We start from the raw sequence: 16,635 nt of genomic DNA, 5'->3' as shown, positions 1-16,635 counted from the left end.
ATGATAGATAATTTTTCAAATTCCATAACCCCTTCCACAGGTAAGGAATGGAAAACAAAAAGTGAAAGTCAAAGAATTAAAATAATTTCAAATTTTTTAAAATCTAATGTGGTTTATAAGGAATTTTTAGTTATGAAGGCTCCTGATAATGGTCAAATTGTAATAAGAATAGACCATTTAATACCATCTAATAAAAGAGGTGTTTTGCTATTAGATTTAGAAAATGAATTAAAAAAAAATATTGATGAAGGAATTACAATTTGGTGTGAACCAGTTGGAGATAAAAGTAAATTAAGAAAGCTAAGAGGGGTTGTTATAAAATCATGATGATAGAAAGAAATTTTGAAAATAATGAGGTTAATACAAAAGACGGAAAACTAATACTAGATTCCCACAAATTATCTTATCATTATGATAGAGTGAAAGCTTGGGAAAGTGGTGAAAGGATTGCTCCAGTTAGTGTTGATATGGCATTAACTAGAGCTTGTGGTGCAATGTGTTCATTTTGTTATGCAATGGTGCAAGAACCACAAGAAAGATCAGGCATTAAGACCAAAGATGCACTAAATTTGTTAGATGATTTTGCTGAGGTTGGGGTAAAAGCTGTTTCACTTATTTCAGATGGCGAGAGCACATTATCTAAAGCGTATGTTCCTTTCATACAACACGCATCAAAAATAGGAATTGATGTTGGCAATGCAACTAATGGCTGGGAGTGGGAGCCTGAAAAGATTGATCAAGTACTTCCATATTTAACTTGGGTGAGATTTACAGTTGCAGCTGGTACCCCTGAAGGTTATTCAAAAATCATGTTTAAAGGTCCTGATCATACAGATGTTTTTGACAGAGCAATTTCTCATATAAAATATGCAGTGGAGTTGAAAAAAAAATTAAAACTTGATGTTACACTTGGAATTCAAATGGTTTTAATGCCTGAATTTAAAGAAGAAATTATTCCGTTTGCAAAACTCGCATTAGATTTAGGAGTTGATTATGGGGTAATTAAACACTGTTCAGATGATGAGTTTGGAACATTAGGAGTTAATTATTCAGATTACGAAAGTTTATATGAGTTATTGAGCAAAGCAGAATCTTTAAGTAATGAAAATACAAAAATAATTGTTAAGTGGGATAAAATAAAAGATAAAGGCATACCCTCATATAACAGATTTTATGGCCCTCAATTTTTGTTACAAATTAGTGGTAGTGGATTAGTTGCTCCGTCAGGAATGTTTTTTAATGCGAGGTATTCTAAACTACATATAGGTAATTTTACTGATGAAAGATTTAAAGATATATTTAAATCTGAAAGATATTGGAAAATTATGAGTTATCTAGCTTCCCCAAGTTTTGATGCACAAACTATGATGGGTACTTTACCTATTCAACATTACGCAAGTGTGGCGCTTGACAATCATTTAAAAGGAATACAAAGAATAACCCAACGTGAAGGAAAAAAACCACTTCATGTAAATTTTTTATAAGAAATCTTATTTTAATTTAAAATTAAAGCGAATGAAAAAAATTTTAGTTTTAGGGGCATCCAGTTTTGCAGGTTCTAGTTTTTTTGAATATTTAAATGATAACTTCAATTATAAAATTTTAGGAACTTATAATTCAAAAAAAAATTTAACAAAGTTATTCGCTAATAAAAAAATACTCAAAAGACTTGTAAAATTAAATCTTAACAATAATAATCATAAATTAACTGAAATTGTAAAAAAATTTAAGCCAGAATATATTTTTGATTTTGCTTCAATTTGTTTAGTAAATGAAAGCTGGAATGATCCAAAGTATTATTTTAATGTAAATTTAAATTCAAAGTTAGATTTAATTAGCTGTTTACATAAAATAAAATTTCTAAAAAAATTTATTTATATAAGCACTCCAGAGGTATTTGGATCAAATAATAAATCTATAAATGAAAATAACAAATATTATAAACCTTCCACACCTTATGCATTATCAAAATTATCATGTGAACAAACTCTTTTGAATTATAATAATTCTTTTAAGAAAAAATCAATTATTACAAGATTTTCTAACATGTATGGTTTAAGACAAATGAAGCACAGATTAATTCCAAAATTAATTGATTGTATTAAAAATAATAAAAAATTTCCTCTTCAGGGAAATGGACTGTCAAAAAGAAATTTTATTTTTGAAAATGATTTTAATAATGCTTTAATTAAAGTTATGAACAAGGGTGTTAATGGACAAACTTATCATTTTGCCTCTGATGAATATTTTACAATTAAAGATGTGATAAAATTAGTTTGTAAATTATATAAGGTAAATTTTAATAATCTCATTTATTATACATCTGATAGAATTGGAAAAGATAAAAACTACTTTTTAAATTGCAGTTTTACTAAAAAAAAATTGAAATGGTCGCCTAGATATAGCTTAAAGAGTGGTATAATGAAGATGATGAGTTATCACAGATAAGCTTATGAAAAATTTTTTACCCAAACAATACAAACAAGATAAAAAATTAAATATTAATCACAATTATCTTTCTGAGCAATTTTCTGACCACAAGAAAATTTTTAAAAAAATTGAAAAAGTTGTAAGAAATAACGATTTTACTTTAGGTAAAAATGTCAATGATTTTGAGAAAAGGATAAAAAAATTATTAAAAGCAAATTATGTAGTGGCTGTTGGTAGTGGTACTGATGCATTGATGTTAAGCTTAAAGTGTTTGGGGGTGAAAGAAGGAGATGAAGTGATTACATCACCATATACTTTTTATGCAACTATAGGAGCGATTGTTACAGCTGGTGCCAAACCTATATTTGTAGATATAAATGATGACTATAATTTGGATCCATTAGAAATTGAGAAGAAAATAACAAAAAAAACTAAAGCTATTCTTCCAGTTCATTGGAGTGGGCGTATTTGTGAAATGGATGAAATTATTAAAATTTCAAATAGATATAAAATTCCAATAGTGGAAGATTCATGTCATGCAATTTTAGCAAAATATAAGAATAAAATGGCTGGAAACTTCGGAGACTTTGGATGTTTTAGTCTTCATCCTTTAAAGAATTTAAATGTTTGGGGTGATGGAGGCTTTGTTTTAATAAAAAAAAAATTTTTTTATGACAAAATGATGCTTTTAAGAAACCATGGTCTGATATCAAGAAATAAAAATCAATTATTTGGATATAATTCTAGACTTGATACGATACAAGCTGTTGTAGCATTGCATTTGTTAAAAAAAATAAAATTTATTACAAATAAAAGAATCTCTAACTCTTTGTATCTAGATAAAAAACTTTCAAAAATAACATCAATAATTCTTAAAAAAAGGCAAAAGTATTTAAAAGAGGTTTTTCATTTGTTTGAATTTAGAGTTAAAAATAAAAAGATTAGATTAAAATTGATAAAGTTTTTACAAAAAAAAGGAATAGATGCAAAAATACATTACCCTATTCCAATGCATCTTCAGCCTGCTGCTAAAATATATGGTTATAAAAAAGGAGATTTTCCAACTACAGAAAAGATATCAAATACCACAATTTCTTTACCTGTTCATGAATATATTAAAAAAAAGGATTTAAATTTCATAATAAAAACAATTAAGGGTTTTTTTAATGAAAGTTAATTTTACAGACTTAAAAAGTGAATTTGAGTTTTTTGAGGATCAACTGATATCATCCTTTAAATCAGTAGGAAAAAAAGGTGAGTATGTTTTTGGATCTGAATTAAATAAATTTGAAACAAACATAAAAAAATTTTTAAAAGTTAAGTATGTCTTAGGAGTTGGAAATTGGACAGAAGGAATGGTTATGGTTTGTAAAGCATTAAATTTAAAAAAAAATGATGAAATTATAACTGTATCAAATTCTTTTATTGCTACTTGTGGAGCAATAGCTTATTCGGGCTGCAAGCCTGTACTTGTAGATGTAGACAGTACAATGAATATTAACCCTGACCTTATTCAAAAAAAAATAAATAAAAAAACTAAAGTAATTATGCCAGTACATCTTTCTGGAATCCCAGTTAACATTAATAAAATAAAAAAAATTTGTAGAAAAAATAAATTAGTTTTTATTGAAGATGCAGCGCATGCTTTTGGTGGGAAATATAATAATAGATATTTGGGTACTTTAGGTGATATTGGTATTTTTAGTTTACACCCTCGAAAAAATTTTCATGTTTTGGGTGATGGAGGTCTCATTGTTACAAATAATAAAAATATTTATGAAAAACTAAAATTACTGAGAAATCATGGATTAAAAAACAGAAATTTGTCTAAGGTTTGGGGCACTAATTCAAGATTAGATAATTTACAAGCTGCATTCGGCAATATTTTTTTAAAAAGTATAAAAAGAATAAATAAAAAATTTTTAAAAATAGCTAATTACTATACAACAAATTTAAATAAATACGTTGAAACACCCAAATACGATCAAAAGAATACAGAGCCAACATTTCACCAATATATAATTCGAACTAGTAAAAGAAATAATTTAAAAAAATATTTGGCGTCTAAAGGTGTTCAAACTAGTATTCATTATCCAATACCAATACATAAACAAGAAGCTTATAAAAAAGTTTTTGGAAATATAATTCTCAAAAATACAGAGGAATATTCTAAGCAAATTTTAAGTTTACCAATTCATTATTTTCTTACGCAAAAACAGCTATCTTACGTATGTAAATGTATAAAAGAATTTTTTAGAAAAAATTAAATTTTTTTGAGAATTGTTTTTAGCCATTTTAACGAATGAAAATTTGGTTTTTGTTTAAGTATACTTTGATAGTAGCTATTTTTTAATTCAATAATTGCGTTCTTAATATTTTTTTTTGGCACAAAACCTATTTTTATTAGTTTGGAAGAATTAAGTTTATAACTTCTAGGATCGCTAAGATTTTTAATAATTTGAGTTTTAGACGCTATTTCCTTTTTAATATCATTTGCTATTTGAATAATACTTTTATTTTCAAAACCTGCATTATAGATGCCAGAATTTGTTTTCTTTGTTTTTATAAAAAATCGATAAAGATCACACATATCATCTATATGAATATTGGGTCTAATTTGACTTCCACCAAATACTTTAATTATTCCATTATTCAGTGCAGAAAAAGTCAATGCATTTACAGCTACATCTAATCTCATTCTAGGAGAGTATCCGCAGACTGTGGCTGGTCTAATTATGAAAACCTCAATTTTATTTGAATACGATAAAATCACTCTTTCAGTAACCATTTTAACCTTATTATAAAGAGATATTGGTTTTAATTCAGTATCTTCAGTAACATTATTTTTTTTACTAATTCCATAAACAGATCCCGAAGAAGCATAAATAATTCTTTTAACTTTTGATTTTATAAGTTTCTCCATTAGCGTATGAGTATTTAAAGCTGATGTTTCCCAACTTAAATTTTTATCTAATTCGGCCATAGGATCATTTGCAATAGATGCTAGATGAATACAACAGTCTATTTTTTTTAAGTTTATTTTATTTATATTTGATAAATTAAGCTTTAAATTTTTTAGGTTTTTATTTTTTTTTAAATAATTACCAAACCATTGCGTATCAATATTGATGATGTTATGTCCATCAGATAATAATTTAGGAATTAATACTGATCCAACGTAACCGCAACCTCCAGTAACTAATATATTCATAATATTTTAATTTAGAAAGCTTTTATTTATTATTGATATACTTATCAACAGTTAATTTAATTTATTAATGTTAAATTATTTATTTGAAACATTAATGGACTATTAATAATTATTAAGATAATTTTAATACAAAATTATAATGAAATTATTTCCTTTAAAAAAATACCTTAAAATTACTGATTTTAAAAAAGATTATTTTTATTATCTCTTCGATACTCTCGAAAAGTTAAATGATAATAAATTAAAAAAAATTTCAGATTTAATTTTAAAGACAATTATATCAAAAAAAAAAATTTTTATTTGTGGAAATGGAGGCTCAGCTTCTCTTGCTAATCATATGCTTTGCGACTTTGCAAAAACTTTAAAACAGAACACAAAGTTAGTTCCTCAAATTATTAGCTTTGCTAACAACTTGGAACTAATAACTGCCATTTCTAATGATATAAGTTATGACCAAGTATTTTCATATCAAGCTGAAAATTTGTGTGAAAAAAATGATTTGATTATTTTTTTTTCCAGTTCTGGCAACTCAAAAAATTTAATAAATTTAATTAAATTAGCTAAGAAAAAAAAATGCAAAACAATTAGTTTTGTAGGATTTGATGGGGGTTATTTAAAAAAAAAATGTGATTTGTCATTGCATTTTCCTATTGATAATTATGGTATTTCAGAGGATTGTAATCAGATAATGATGCATCTGATTTTACAATTTTTAAAACAATCACGAATAAATCAAAAAAAATTAAAAAAAAGTATTTTTTAGTTGAATTTACATATTACTATATTTAATTCTTTATTTTAAATACCCAATCTAAACTTAATTAGATCCATTATTGTTAAATATAGTTGTTTAAAGTTAAATATGTTAGATGTGCCTTTTTTTCTCTCAGTAAGTTTAATTGTTCTAATTTCATAATTATTACTAAGTTTTAGTAAATTAATAACCATTTCACCCATCCAAAATTGACTTCTTGATTTTATTTTAATCTTTTTAATCATTTTTTTTTTTATTAAAAAAAGACCGTTATAATAAGGGATATTTAATAAAAAAATTACATTTACTAAAATTGTATATCCATGAGAAACAAACTTTCTAAAAGGAGTTCTGCTCATAATATGTTTAGTAAGAATAAAGTCTGTTTTTGAATAGTCTGAAATAACTTTGGCAATTTCAATTTTTTTAACATTATTATCTGATGGTAGCCACCACACAAATTCTTTTTTTGATTTTTTAAATGCTTTAAATACAGAAATAGCTAACCCTAAATTTTTTTCATTATTAATAATTTTTACTTTATTATTTTTTTTTGAAATTTTTTTAATTATTTTTAAACTATTATCAATGCTTCCATCATTAATAAAAATTATTTCATAATCGGTTAGTTTAACAATTTTGATTGCTTTAATTAAGTTATTATAAGTATCCTCAATATTAAATTCTTCATTGTAAACTGGTATGTTTATTGAAATCGACATTAAAATCGCATTTAGTCAGATATTTTTATTAAATTCATTTAATATTAATCTTTTAATTATTAGTAAATAATTGTTTATATACATATTTTGAAATATAAAAATATTTAAATCTTTAAATAAAAAACTATAATCTTCTAAGTTCAAAATTTTTTTATAAAATGAAAACTATATGTTTTGATATCGATGGTGTAATCTGTAAATCAAAATACAAAAATTATAAAAAAAGTGTACCAATAATCAAAAATATTAAAACGATAAATTCTTTATTTGAATCTGGTTTTATAATCAAACTTTATACAGCCAGGTGTATGGGAAGGACCTTAGATAACAGAAAAAAATCAGAGAAATTGATCAAAAAACTAACCATAAGTCAGTTAAAATTATGGAAAGTCAGTTATCACAAAATTTTTTTTGGAAAACCAAGTTTTGATATACTTGTTGATGATAAATGTTTTTTTTTTAGAGACGATTGGCCAAAAATACTTCAAAAAAAATTCTTAAAAATAAAATAGAATTTATAATGTAGTTTAAAAGTGTTGATAAATTTTATTACATCATATTTAGTTTTAATTTCATTAATTTTTTATTTTAATGAGGTTGGAAAATTTTTATCAAAAAAAATTTTTAAACAGAATTTAATTGTATATATAAATATATATCTTGGATTTGGTTTTTTTATTTCTGTTATCAATTTAATTTATTTAGCAGGATTAGGAAAATTTAAATATATTTTACTAATAGTTTTAATTCATTTCATATTATTACTATTTAAAAATTATAAGTATTTGAAATTAAGTTTTAATGTAAAAATTGGTATACTAATATTTTTATTTTTTATCTTCTCTCTTTTTGTATTTAATTATCAATATACAAATCATGATGATATTAATGGTTACTTCAATATTTATTCAACAATAATCAATGATAATTATAAGTTTTCACCAGATGCAAATATAAGAGCATGGTTATCAAGTTTTGGTTATGATTTTATACAATCAATTTTTATTTTTATAGGTGGATACACTTCACTTTATTTTTTTGATCAAGCATTTGGATGCTTTCTAATTCTAATATTTATATATGAGATAACACAAAAAAAAATTTCTAATTTAGAATTTATTTTTTTTGTATTCTTTATTTCACTATCCTGTTTGAGTTTATCAGCAACAAGTATGCCTAATATTATTGTTTTTTCTTTAAGTTTAATTTTGTTGGATGAATTGAGAAAATTTTATAAAGGTTCAGAAAATATACTTCTTATCTGCTCACTATTTTTTATTGCTTACAATTTAAGATTTAACTACTTGGTATCAACTACTTCTTTTATATTTATAATTCTTTTTTTTATAAATATTTTTAGTAATGTTAAATATTTAAATAAAAAAATTATAACAGTTAGTTTAATAGCAGTCATTTTTTTACTTCCTGAATTTTTTCATAAATTTTATTTGTATGGTACAATTTCACCAGTATTCGGAAGTAATTTTTACATCACAAATAATGAATTTTTTAAGGAAATAAATTTTATAGACTCAATCGAAATCAATTACGCTTACTTTTGGTTTAAAATTTTTGTAAAAAAACATTTAATATTTATTATTTTACTAATATTTACTGTAATATTAATTAAAAAAAAAATTTCATTTTATTTAATCATATTAATTTCTTACTTAATTAGCAGTCTAATTCTTGGTTTAATATCGTTACCAGATTTTTCAAATCCAAGAAGATATTTATTACCGATAGAAAATGCATTAATAATTTTTTTATTAATAGAAATTTGGAGCCATTTTCATATATCTTCAACCAAAAATATAACATTATTGAGAGCAAAATATTTGTATTTAACTTTTTTTGCTTTTATCTTGATTAACTTAAGTTTAGCGACTTACGATTTAAGTTTTTTCCAAAAACTTTATCTAAATAGATTTGAAAGTGTTAAGAATATTATTTATCCAGAACAAGAAATTAAAAAACCTTTTTTTTATAGAGATAAAATTTTTAATAAAAAAGATAATAAAAAATATATTAATGAATTTGAATCTTGTTTGATAGGAAAACAATTTAAAAAAGATTTACTAGTTTTAATTAAGCACGCTTATCTAGTTAAGAATAAAAATATTAACATTATAGATTACAAGTATGGATTTGTTATGTCTGAAAAAACTTATCCTTTTTTTCAATCATTTAATGATAAATTAAAATTTTTTAATGACAATTATGACCAAATTTTAATTGAGAAAAACATCTTATATAATGATCTATATGTAACCGCTTATATAAATGAATTTAAAGAGAGAAAGATTGGTAATAATTTTAGTTTAAAAAATTTTTATCCTAATTACAGCAAACATGATTTATATCCAGCAATAACCTGGCTCGATTTTGCTAAGTTTTTATATAGTTTTGTTAGGGATAATCCAAAATCTATTGTATGTGACAATAAAAATTTCTTATTGTTAAAATTTTAATTTTTTAAAATTAACTTTCTAAAATGGATTTTAAAAATTTACAAAATTATTTACTACTTAATTAGGTTTTAATAGAATAAAAATCTTACTGTGCTAATTATCTTTGAAAAATATTTTGAATTAGATAAAAGTATTTTGTAAAATAATCAAAATAAAAGTAAATGCTTGAATAATTGAGATTAAAATTATAGTTTTCAGAATAAAACATTAAAAGTATGAAAAACAAAAAAATAAATAGTGAAATAGAATCCTCTTTAATTTATTTAATTTTTAAAGAAAAATATTTGTTAATTTTTATTTTGGCATTATCAATTTCTTTTACAATATTGTTTAATCATAAACAGTCCTCAAAAATGCAAGAAATAAATACTAGTGTTTTTGTTGAACTTCCCACTAGTGGTCATGAATTATTTTATCTTACTAACTCATTATTAGGACCGAGTGTAAATGATTCAACTAATGACGGTTTTAAATATTATAGAAATAAATTATCCTATGATTTGATTTCAATTGAAAATTTGATCAACTTTTTGAATCTAGAGAAAAACCTTAAATATTTGAAAATATTTAATAAAAATAATCTCGATGCAAGGTCATATTTAGCAGGGAAATTTGAAGCAGAAATAGACTCAAAATTTGATGCAGATTTTCTAGTTACTTTTTTTTTAACGCATCCTGTAGATTTTGATGTTACTAATTTTTTAAAAGATTATATTCAATATATTTCTTTTAAAACTAAATCAGAATTTATTAATTCAAAGTTAAAATTATCTAATGAAATATTAGAAATCTTAAATAGAAAATATGAAATTAAAAAAGAAATTGAAAATAACTCGAAAAATAAAAACCAAAGTGAAAAAGATCTTAAAATATTAAATTTAGTTGATAAGTATAATAATAATTATTATTCTGTTTCAGAAATTTTTTCAGACTTAAGTTTGGAAGACATTTCGTTGCAAATTAAACTAGTTAACGAAATAAATAATAAAATTAGTAAAATTACTTTTGAACCTAATTTTAGATTTGAGACTGAACTATATCATGATCAAAATAATCTAATTAGAAATTTATTATTAAGTATTATAGTAGGTTTTGTTATTTTTTTTTCTTTACTTACTTTTAAGCAAGTTTTTAAAAAATTTTTAATTTAATAATTGTTGATTTTTAATTAGATATATGAAAATAAAAAAAGCACTTATTACAGGTATTACTGGTCAGGATGGCTCATATCTTGCTGAATTTTTACTTAAAAAAGGTTATGAAGTTCACGGTATTAAACGACGAAGTTCACTTTTTAACACTGAGCGAATAGACCATCTCTATCAAGACCCACACAATACAAAATGTAAATTATTTTTACATCACGGAGATCTAACAGACGCTAGCTCTTTAGTTAGAACTATTCAACAAGTGCAACCAGATGAAATTTATAATCTTGCAGCACAATCACATGTCTCCGTTTCATTTGAAATACCCGAATATACTGCGAACTCCGACGCTCTTGGAACTTTGAGAATTTTAGAAGCTATAAGAATGTTAAATTTGCAAAAAAAAACAAAGTTTTATCAAGCTTCAACATCTGAACTTTATGGACTAGTACGCGAAACTCCACAAAAAGAGACAACTCCATTTTATCCAAGAAGCCCTTATGCTGCAGCAAAGCTTTACGCGTATTGGATAACAGTAAATTATCGTGAAGCTTATAATATTTATGCATGTAATGGAATTTTATTTAATCACGAGTCTCCAGTTAGAGGTGAAACTTTTGTTACAAGAAAAATAACCAGAGCATTAACAAGAATAAAATTAGGTACTCAAAATAATTTTTATATAGGAAATCTAGATGCAAAACGTGACTGGGGCCATGCAAAAGATTTTGTTGAAGCACAGTGGTTAATGCTTCAAAAAAAAATTCCAGAAGATTTTGTAATTGCAACTGGCAAACAGTATTCTGTGCGTCAGTTTATTGATAAAGCAGCATCAATACTAGATCTAAATATCGTGTGGAAGGGAAAAGGTATAAATGAAGTCGGTCTTATAAAAAATAAGGTTGTGATAAAGGTTGATCCCCGATATTTTCGTCCAACAGAAGTAGAAACTTTATTGGGTGACGCAAGTAAGGCGAAAGAAAAATTAAATTGGCAACCTAAAATTACTTTTGATGAATTGGTCTCAGAAATGGTTAAAGAAGATTTAAAAGTTGCCGAAAAAGAAATATTAATAAACAAAAGTATTTAGACCAACTAAAAAAGAAAAAATTAATTTTAGTTCATTAATAAATTATTAAAAAAAATTTATAAATTAGAAAATATGATCAAAAAAATCTTATAAAAATTAATTATTAAATTTATTTAAAAAAATTTAAGATAATTATAATTTTTAATGTAACAATTTTGTTGGAGTTATATATTTTGTTAATATTTTGTTAATTTTTTTGTTAAAAATTTTAAGTAAAAATAAATAATAATCATTAAACTTTTAATACCATCTTGAAATTTAATTTTTTTTCCTGCCTCATGTTTTCTAGGAAAATATTTTATTGCAATTTCATCACACTTAAACTTATATTTTAATAATTTTAAAGTTATCTCAAAATCTGATTCAAATCCTTTTGTTTTTATTTTTAACTTTCTTAAAATATTAGTTTTGATTAATTTATGATTTGTAGCTGCATCTGTAAATGATCCTTTAAACAAATAATTGATTAATTTAGTTAAATAAATTACAGCAAGCCGATTTATTCTATAATAAAAAAAATCTTCTGTATTTTTAATTCTTGAACCAAAAACAGCATCAAGTTGATTTTTTTTTAAATAATTAATTAACTTAATATAATTTTGAGGGTCATATTCTAAATCAGCATCTTGAAAAATAGTTAAATCACCAGTCGCAGCTTTAATACCTTTTATAACCGAGTTACCCTTTCCATAATTTTTATTTTGAAAAAAAATTTTGTAATTTTTAGGTAACTTTAATTCTTTTAAATACTCTTTGGTGCCATCAGTTGAATTGTTGTCAACTATAATTACTTCTTTAAGATATGAAAATGGTAAATTAACTTTATCAATCTTTAATAAAATTTTTTTTATAGTCTTAATTTCATTAAATACACATACAATAATTGATAATTTCATTTTTATTTGGTTTAAAAATTTTTAAATAATTGAATGTTTTTCTTGTACCAATTTATAGTATATCTCAAACCTTGCTCTAAAGAGGTATTTGGTTTCCAATTAATTTCACTTTTTATTTTATTGAAATTTAATCTTTGATTTTTAATTTCAACTTTTGAATTATTTTCAATCATATAATTTTCTTTTAAAGCCATCAATTTATATATTTTTTTTACTAGCTGCAGAGTAGTTAGGTTATAGTTTGAAGAAGCATTGTAAATTAAAAGATCATTTTTAGAATTTTTTAAATTAATAAAAATTTTATAATAAGCCTTGCAAATATCACCTACGTAAACATAGTCTCTTTTCTGCATTCCGTTAGACCTTATCTTCAGTTTTTTGTCTTTAAGTATAGATATTATAGTCTCAGGAACAATCCTATTTAAATTAAAATCACATTCTCCAAATATATTACAAGATCTTATAATTGCTATTTTTGAATTAAATGTCTTGCTAAATGATTGACATATCATGTCTGATGTAGCTTTGGAACAATCATATGGATAGATTGCATTTAGGTTATCATTTTCAGTATAATATTTTTTTTTTAGATCACCATAAACTCTATCAGTTGAACTGTATATAAAAGGGACCTTGTTATTTTTTTTTCTATGAATTTCCAACAAATTTAATGTACCAATTAAGTTAGCTTTAAATGTATTGTGTGGTTTTTTAAGAGCTTTCAATACCTGAGTTTGAGAGCCTAAATGAAATATACCGCTGAAGTCGTGTTTATTAAATACTTTTTTTAATCTAGTTTTATTAATTAAATTACCATTTTCAAAAATTAAATTTTTACTTTTTATAAAAAAATTTTTTCTTATAATTAGTTTTTTTTTACTAAAAACTACAACTTTAAATTTTTTTTTTAAAAAAAAATTCACAAGTGCAGTACCAACCAAGCCAAAACCCCCAGTTATTAATATTTTATTTATTTTGCTCATTTAAGTAAACATATTTGGATACTATATTAGTATTTAATCATTGGGATGCTATCAAATATTTTGTAGCACATTTAATTTTACAATTAACTTATTTATTTATTTTATGATATTGATAGATGCATATACGTATTAAATTGTAAATGAAAATTCATAAAAATATTATAATTGGTGCAGGTCTAATTGGCTGTCATATATTTAACAAAATAAGTAAAAATTCTCTCTTAATAACGGGAAAAACTAAAAAAGTTATAAACTCTCGTAACATACATCCTAAAATTAAGCTTAAACTTAAAAAAAATACTACTAAATTTTCTGACCTTATATATTCAAAAAAAAATGATTTTTATATATACTCTTCCTCAGAGATAGGAGGCCTTTCAAATTATTGGGGTAAACAATTTTTCAATTATCAAAAAAATGATTATTGGCCAAAGTCAATTTTTAAAAAGTATTCTTCATATAAAAAAAATTTAGACGAAATTGATAAATTGTATCCATCACCACAACAAAATATAGCAAAGAATATAAAAAAAAATAATTTTCAATTTATACAAATAAATCCACCAATATTAAGAAAACCATTATTAAGTAAAAATAATATTTTAAGAAAATATAAAAAGAAAATATTAGAGGATCGAGTAATATCTTTTAAAAAAATTAATGAAAAATTGATATTAGTAAAGACAGAAAAAAAAATATTGTATTGTCGTAATTTGATTCTTAGCGCAGGCCCTATTGGCAATGCATTAATATTGATCAGATCTTTTAAAAAAATAAGTTATGCTACATTTAAAGATGATAATCCAAGAATGATATTTGGTTTTAGATTTAAAAAAAGTAATAATTTATCTAGTAATAATAAAAATTTAGTAGACTTAGATATCAAAAAAAAAAATAAATTAGTAAATTTTTGTATAATTTATGATGTAAATCCTTACCATTTTAGCAATTTATTAAAAAAAATAATTTTTTTTTTCAAAGATATACTTGGTAAATATTTTTTTTATGGCCAGTTTTGGATTAATGGTGAATATAATGAAATAAAAATTAAAAACGATAAAAAAATAATTTTATCTGCGACCACAAAAAATAAGTATAATTATGATACTAGAAGTGTTAAAAATTTAAATAAAATAGGTCTTAAAGTTTTTAAAATTTTAAATTTAAAATTTGCTTTTGGCTTTCATTATCACTGCTTGAAGATAAAGTTTAATGGAAAGTTGTTTTCAATTAATCAATTTCTAAATAATAGAAAATTAAACAAAAATGTATATTGTTTTGACTCATCTGTCATAGAAAAAATTGGCCTTAAACCCCCTACGAAAACTTACTTAGCAACAGCTAATCATTTAATAAAAAAATTTGAAGGTAAGTTCAAATAAAACAATATTTAGAATTTTGTATTTTAATTTTTAGTTAATACAATTTTTAGTTTTTTTTTATTATTAGTTAAAATATCAATTATATTTTTAATTATTGATTAACAATTATTAGATTTAATTTCAAAGAGTTTTATTTTTTGTAATTTTTCTTTTCTTAAATAATTTCTGACAGCTAATTTATAATTGATATCTTTTAATTTTCTTACGTCTAAACAATTAGGTATTATTTTTTTTTTATTTGTTATAATGAATTCTATTTTGTTATTTAAAATAAAATCATTTAAAAAATTATTTCCCAAACTTCTGTCTTTTTTTATATTGTTATTATAAACTCTTACAATATCTATAGTTCTCTCTGAAAATAAATTGTCATCAAAAAAAATTGAGTCTCTAGGCTCTACTAAATTTAATATATTTTTTTTTGTATCTATTTTATTGTATTCTTTTGAGTTAAAATATGTAAATGAAAATTTATTCATATATTTCTCTTTGTTTTTAATAACATTGTTATCGATATATGCAGAATATATGTAGCCCAATGACATGATAATAGTAGCAAAAAATTGCAGAGCTATTATCGCTTTTGGAATAAAATGTTTAGGTGTGTAGTAAAAAGATAATATCAAAAAAGATTCTAAATAATATCTTGGAATAATTTGACCTGTAAATAAAACCAAAAACACTATTACGACAGGAAAAAATTTTGTTTTTTTATTTAAGGATTTACTTAAAATCATTATTAAAAATATAATTCCAAGAGAAGTTGTTAGCGAACTTGCGTCATAAGGAATAAAAGGTACTAAATATAATTTATAATTGAATGGATCTAGTAGCCAGCCGTCAGTACTTCTTAGAGAAAAAGAGTAGGCGTTGAACAAAAAATTATTTTGACCTAAAAAATTATCTAAGAAAGGTGCTAGGATATTCTCGAAATATATTTGTTTTAATATTAATAATGGTAACCAAATAATGACAAAAGATAAAATTGAGTATGAAATTAATCTTTTCCATACCTCTTTATTTTGAATAAAAATATAAATAAATAAAGGAATTGAAAACAAAATATAGGAAGAAATCCCAGAAGAATAAAAAGCTAATAAAAAAATAATTAAAAATAATTCAAGTTTACTTTTAATTTTCCTTTCATTCACATGAATAAAAATTATTAGATATAAAATTCCAAAAAATAATTGCAGTTTTTGTACAGATATCAAATAAATGATCAAAGGACATGAGAGCAAAATTAAGTAAAAATTTTTTTTATTATTAAAGTTTGAAAAAAAGAAAAAAATTAAAGTTAATATATTTAATTGTGCACCAAAGTTATCAGAATTTAATGAAGGTGAAACAATTAGCAAGCTATGAGTATTAGAAAAAATTGAAAAAGATAAATTTTTTTCAAAATTAATATTACTTAGACCTTTTAAAAATATTTCATTAGATAAATTTTGATGTAATGCAATACTATCAGCATCAGAAATAGGTAAAATTGAAACTAAATAAAAAGTAAATAAAATTAGCAATATTGAATATTTAATTTTATTAAAT

16 protein-coding genes are annotated in these 16,635 nt (G+C 23.0%); 11 read left to right on the top strand and 5 right to left on the bottom strand.

The window, feature by feature from the left end:
• Genes ACTTA0_RS00080 through ACTTA0_RS00060 form a run of 5 tightly spaced genes read left to right on the top strand, consistent with a single transcriptional unit; the run spans nucleotide 1 to nucleotide 4,697 of the window.
• Entirely contained in the window at nucleotides 1–327 is a 327-nt protein-coding gene (locus tag ACTTA0_RS00080) for a hypothetical protein (RefSeq protein ID WP_440675426.1), read from the top strand.
• Nucleotides 324–1,484 (top strand): radical SAM protein, encoded by a 1,161-nt coding sequence (locus ACTTA0_RS00075; protein WP_440675425.1) that lies wholly within the window; start codon nucleotides 324–326, stop codon nucleotides 1,482–1,484. Before ACTTA0_RS00080 ends, ACTTA0_RS00075 begins: the two co-directional genes overlap by 4 nt.
• Nucleotides 1,485–1,515: 31 nt before the next feature.
• Nucleotides 1,516–2,448, top strand: coding sequence for an NAD-dependent epimerase/dehydratase family protein (locus tag ACTTA0_RS00070; RefSeq protein WP_440675424.1), 933 nt, complete (start codon nucleotides 1,516–1,518; stop codon nucleotides 2,446–2,448).
• 4 nt (nucleotides 2,449–2,452) lie between these two features.
• Nucleotides 2,453–3,607, top strand: coding sequence for a DegT/DnrJ/EryC1/StrS family aminotransferase (locus ACTTA0_RS00065; RefSeq protein WP_440675423.1), 1,155 nt, complete (start codon nucleotides 2,453–2,455; stop codon nucleotides 3,605–3,607).
• The gene (locus tag ACTTA0_RS00060; RefSeq protein WP_440675422.1) at nucleotides 3,597–4,697 is read left to right on the top strand and encodes a DegT/DnrJ/EryC1/StrS family aminotransferase; all 1,101 of its coding nucleotides are present in this window, start codon (nucleotides 3,597–3,599) and stop codon (nucleotides 4,695–4,697) included. Before ACTTA0_RS00065 ends, ACTTA0_RS00060 begins: the two co-directional genes overlap by 11 nt.
• Here the strand turns inward: ACTTA0_RS00060 and ACTTA0_RS00055 are convergent.
• Nucleotides 4,694–5,641 (bottom strand): SDR family oxidoreductase, encoded by a 948-nt coding sequence (locus tag ACTTA0_RS00055; RefSeq protein WP_440675421.1) that lies wholly within the window; start codon nucleotides 5,639–5,641, stop codon nucleotides 4,694–4,696. The genes ACTTA0_RS00060 and ACTTA0_RS00055 overlap by 4 nt on opposite strands.
• A gap of 139 nt (nucleotides 5,642–5,780) precedes the next feature.
• Here ACTTA0_RS00055 and ACTTA0_RS00050 point away from each other — a divergent pair, with 139 nt between their 5' ends.
• Complete coding sequence (locus ACTTA0_RS00050; RefSeq protein WP_440675420.1) at nucleotides 5,781–6,404, top strand: SIS domain-containing protein; 624 nt, start codon at nucleotides 5,781–5,783, stop codon at nucleotides 6,402–6,404.
• A gap of 35 nt (nucleotides 6,405–6,439) precedes the next feature.
• Here the strand turns inward: ACTTA0_RS00050 and ACTTA0_RS00045 are convergent, their stop codons facing one another.
• The gene (locus ACTTA0_RS00045; RefSeq protein ID WP_440675419.1) at nucleotides 6,440–7,117 is read right to left on the bottom strand and encodes a glycosyltransferase; all 678 of its coding nucleotides are present in this window, start codon (nucleotides 7,115–7,117) and stop codon (nucleotides 6,440–6,442) included.
• A 158-nt stretch (nucleotides 7,118–7,275) separates the two neighbouring features.
• On the opposite strand from ACTTA0_RS00045, the gene ACTTA0_RS00040 reads away from it, so the two are divergent.
• The 4 genes from ACTTA0_RS00040 to gmd all read left to right on the top strand — a co-directional run bounded on the left by ACTTA0_RS00040 (nucleotide 7,276) and on the right by gmd (nucleotide 11,826).
• Complete coding sequence (locus ACTTA0_RS00040; RefSeq protein ID WP_440675418.1) at nucleotides 7,276–7,629, top strand: phosphoheptose isomerase; 354 nt, start codon at nucleotides 7,276–7,278, stop codon at nucleotides 7,627–7,629.
• A 21-nt stretch (nucleotides 7,630–7,650) separates the two neighbouring features.
• The gene (locus ACTTA0_RS00035; RefSeq protein ID WP_440675417.1) at nucleotides 7,651–9,588 is read left to right on the top strand and encodes a hypothetical protein; all 1,938 of its coding nucleotides are present in this window, start codon (nucleotides 7,651–7,653) and stop codon (nucleotides 9,586–9,588) included.
• Nucleotides 9,589–9,803: 215 nt separating this feature from the next.
• Nucleotides 9,804–10,739 (top strand): hypothetical protein, encoded by a 936-nt coding sequence (locus tag ACTTA0_RS00030; RefSeq protein WP_440675416.1) that lies wholly within the window; start codon nucleotides 9,804–9,806, stop codon nucleotides 10,737–10,739.
• A gap of 25 nt (nucleotides 10,740–10,764) precedes the next feature.
• A complete protein-coding gene (gmd, locus tag ACTTA0_RS00025; RefSeq protein WP_440675415.1) occupies nucleotides 10,765–11,826 on the top strand; it encodes a GDP-mannose 4,6-dehydratase in 1,062 nt (353 codons plus the stop codon).
• A gap of 176 nt (nucleotides 11,827–12,002) precedes the next feature.
• Here the strand turns inward: gmd and ACTTA0_RS00020 are convergent, their stop codons facing one another.
• Together ACTTA0_RS00020 and ACTTA0_RS00015 are read right to left on the bottom strand one after the other, a co-directional pair.
• Nucleotides 12,003–12,722: a glycosyltransferase family 2 protein gene (locus tag ACTTA0_RS00020; RefSeq protein WP_440675414.1), complete on the bottom strand. Its 720-nt coding sequence runs from the start codon at nucleotides 12,720–12,722 to the stop codon at nucleotides 12,003–12,005.
• A gap of 11 nt (nucleotides 12,723–12,733) precedes the next feature.
• Nucleotides 12,734–13,705, bottom strand: coding sequence for a GDP-mannose 4,6-dehydratase (locus tag ACTTA0_RS00015; RefSeq protein ID WP_440675413.1), 972 nt, complete (start codon nucleotides 13,703–13,705; stop codon nucleotides 12,734–12,736).
• A 140-nt stretch (nucleotides 13,706–13,845) separates the two neighbouring features.
• Between ACTTA0_RS00015 and ACTTA0_RS00010 the strand changes: the two genes are divergently transcribed.
• A complete protein-coding gene (locus tag ACTTA0_RS00010; protein WP_440675412.1) occupies nucleotides 13,846–15,087 on the top strand; it encodes a hypothetical protein in 1,242 nt (413 codons plus the stop codon).
• 98 nt (nucleotides 15,088–15,185) lie between these two features.
• On the opposite strand, the gene ACTTA0_RS00005 is transcribed toward ACTTA0_RS00010, so the two are convergent.
• Nucleotides 15,186–16,635, bottom strand: a 1,450-nt coding sequence (locus ACTTA0_RS00005) for a hypothetical protein (RefSeq protein WP_440675411.1), incomplete at its 5' end; no start/stop codon positions are given.

This window comes from Candidatus Pelagibacter sp. HIMB1593, from assembly GCF_052047755.1.
Lineage (GTDB): Bacteria > Pseudomonadota > Alphaproteobacteria > Pelagibacterales > Pelagibacteraceae > Pelagibacter.
The sequence above is the reverse complement of the archived record's forward strand: the minus strand, read 5'-3'. Positions and strand labels throughout refer to the sequence as shown.

Coding starts and splice junctions, on each gene's coding strand:
- ACTTA0_RS00045 (WP_440675419.1), bottom strand. CDS start 7,117: ATGTCGATTTCAATAAACATACCAGTTTACAATGAAGAATTTAATATT.
- ACTTA0_RS00010 (WP_440675412.1), top strand. CDS start 13,846: ATGAAAATTCATAAAAATATTATAATTGGTGCAGGTCTAATTGGCTGT.
- ACTTA0_RS00080 (WP_440675426.1), top strand. CDS start 1: ATGATAGATAATTTTTCAAATTCCATAACCCCTTCCACAGGTAAGGAA.
- ACTTA0_RS00070 (WP_440675424.1), top strand. CDS start 1,516: ATGAAAAAAATTTTAGTTTTAGGGGCATCCAGTTTTGCAGGTTCTAGT.
- ACTTA0_RS00060 (WP_440675422.1), top strand. CDS start 3,597: ATGAAAGTTAATTTTACAGACTTAAAAAGTGAATTTGAGTTTTTTGAG.
- ACTTA0_RS00040 (WP_440675418.1), top strand. CDS start 7,276: ATGAAAACTATATGTTTTGATATCGATGGTGTAATCTGTAAATCAAAA.
- ACTTA0_RS00015 (WP_440675413.1), bottom strand. CDS start 13,705: ATGAGCAAAATAAATAAAATATTAATAACTGGGGGTTTTGGCTTGGTT.
- ACTTA0_RS00055 (WP_440675421.1), bottom strand. CDS start 5,641: ATGAATATATTAGTTACTGGAGGTTGCGGTTACGTTGGATCAGTATTA.
- ACTTA0_RS00030 (WP_440675416.1), top strand. CDS start 9,804: ATGAAAAACAAAAAAATAAATAGTGAAATAGAATCCTCTTTAATTTAT.
- ACTTA0_RS00065 (WP_440675423.1), top strand. CDS start 2,453: ATGAAAAATTTTTTACCCAAACAATACAAACAAGATAAAAAATTAAAT.
- gmd (WP_440675415.1), top strand. CDS start 10,765: ATGAAAATAAAAAAAGCACTTATTACAGGTATTACTGGTCAGGATGGC.
- ACTTA0_RS00075 (WP_440675425.1), top strand. CDS start 324: ATGATGATAGAAAGAAATTTTGAAAATAATGAGGTTAATACAAAAGAC.
- ACTTA0_RS00050 (WP_440675420.1), top strand. CDS start 5,781: ATGAAATTATTTCCTTTAAAAAAATACCTTAAAATTACTGATTTTAAA.
- ACTTA0_RS00020 (WP_440675414.1), bottom strand. CDS start 12,722: ATGAAATTATCAATTATTGTATGTGTATTTAATGAAATTAAGACTATA.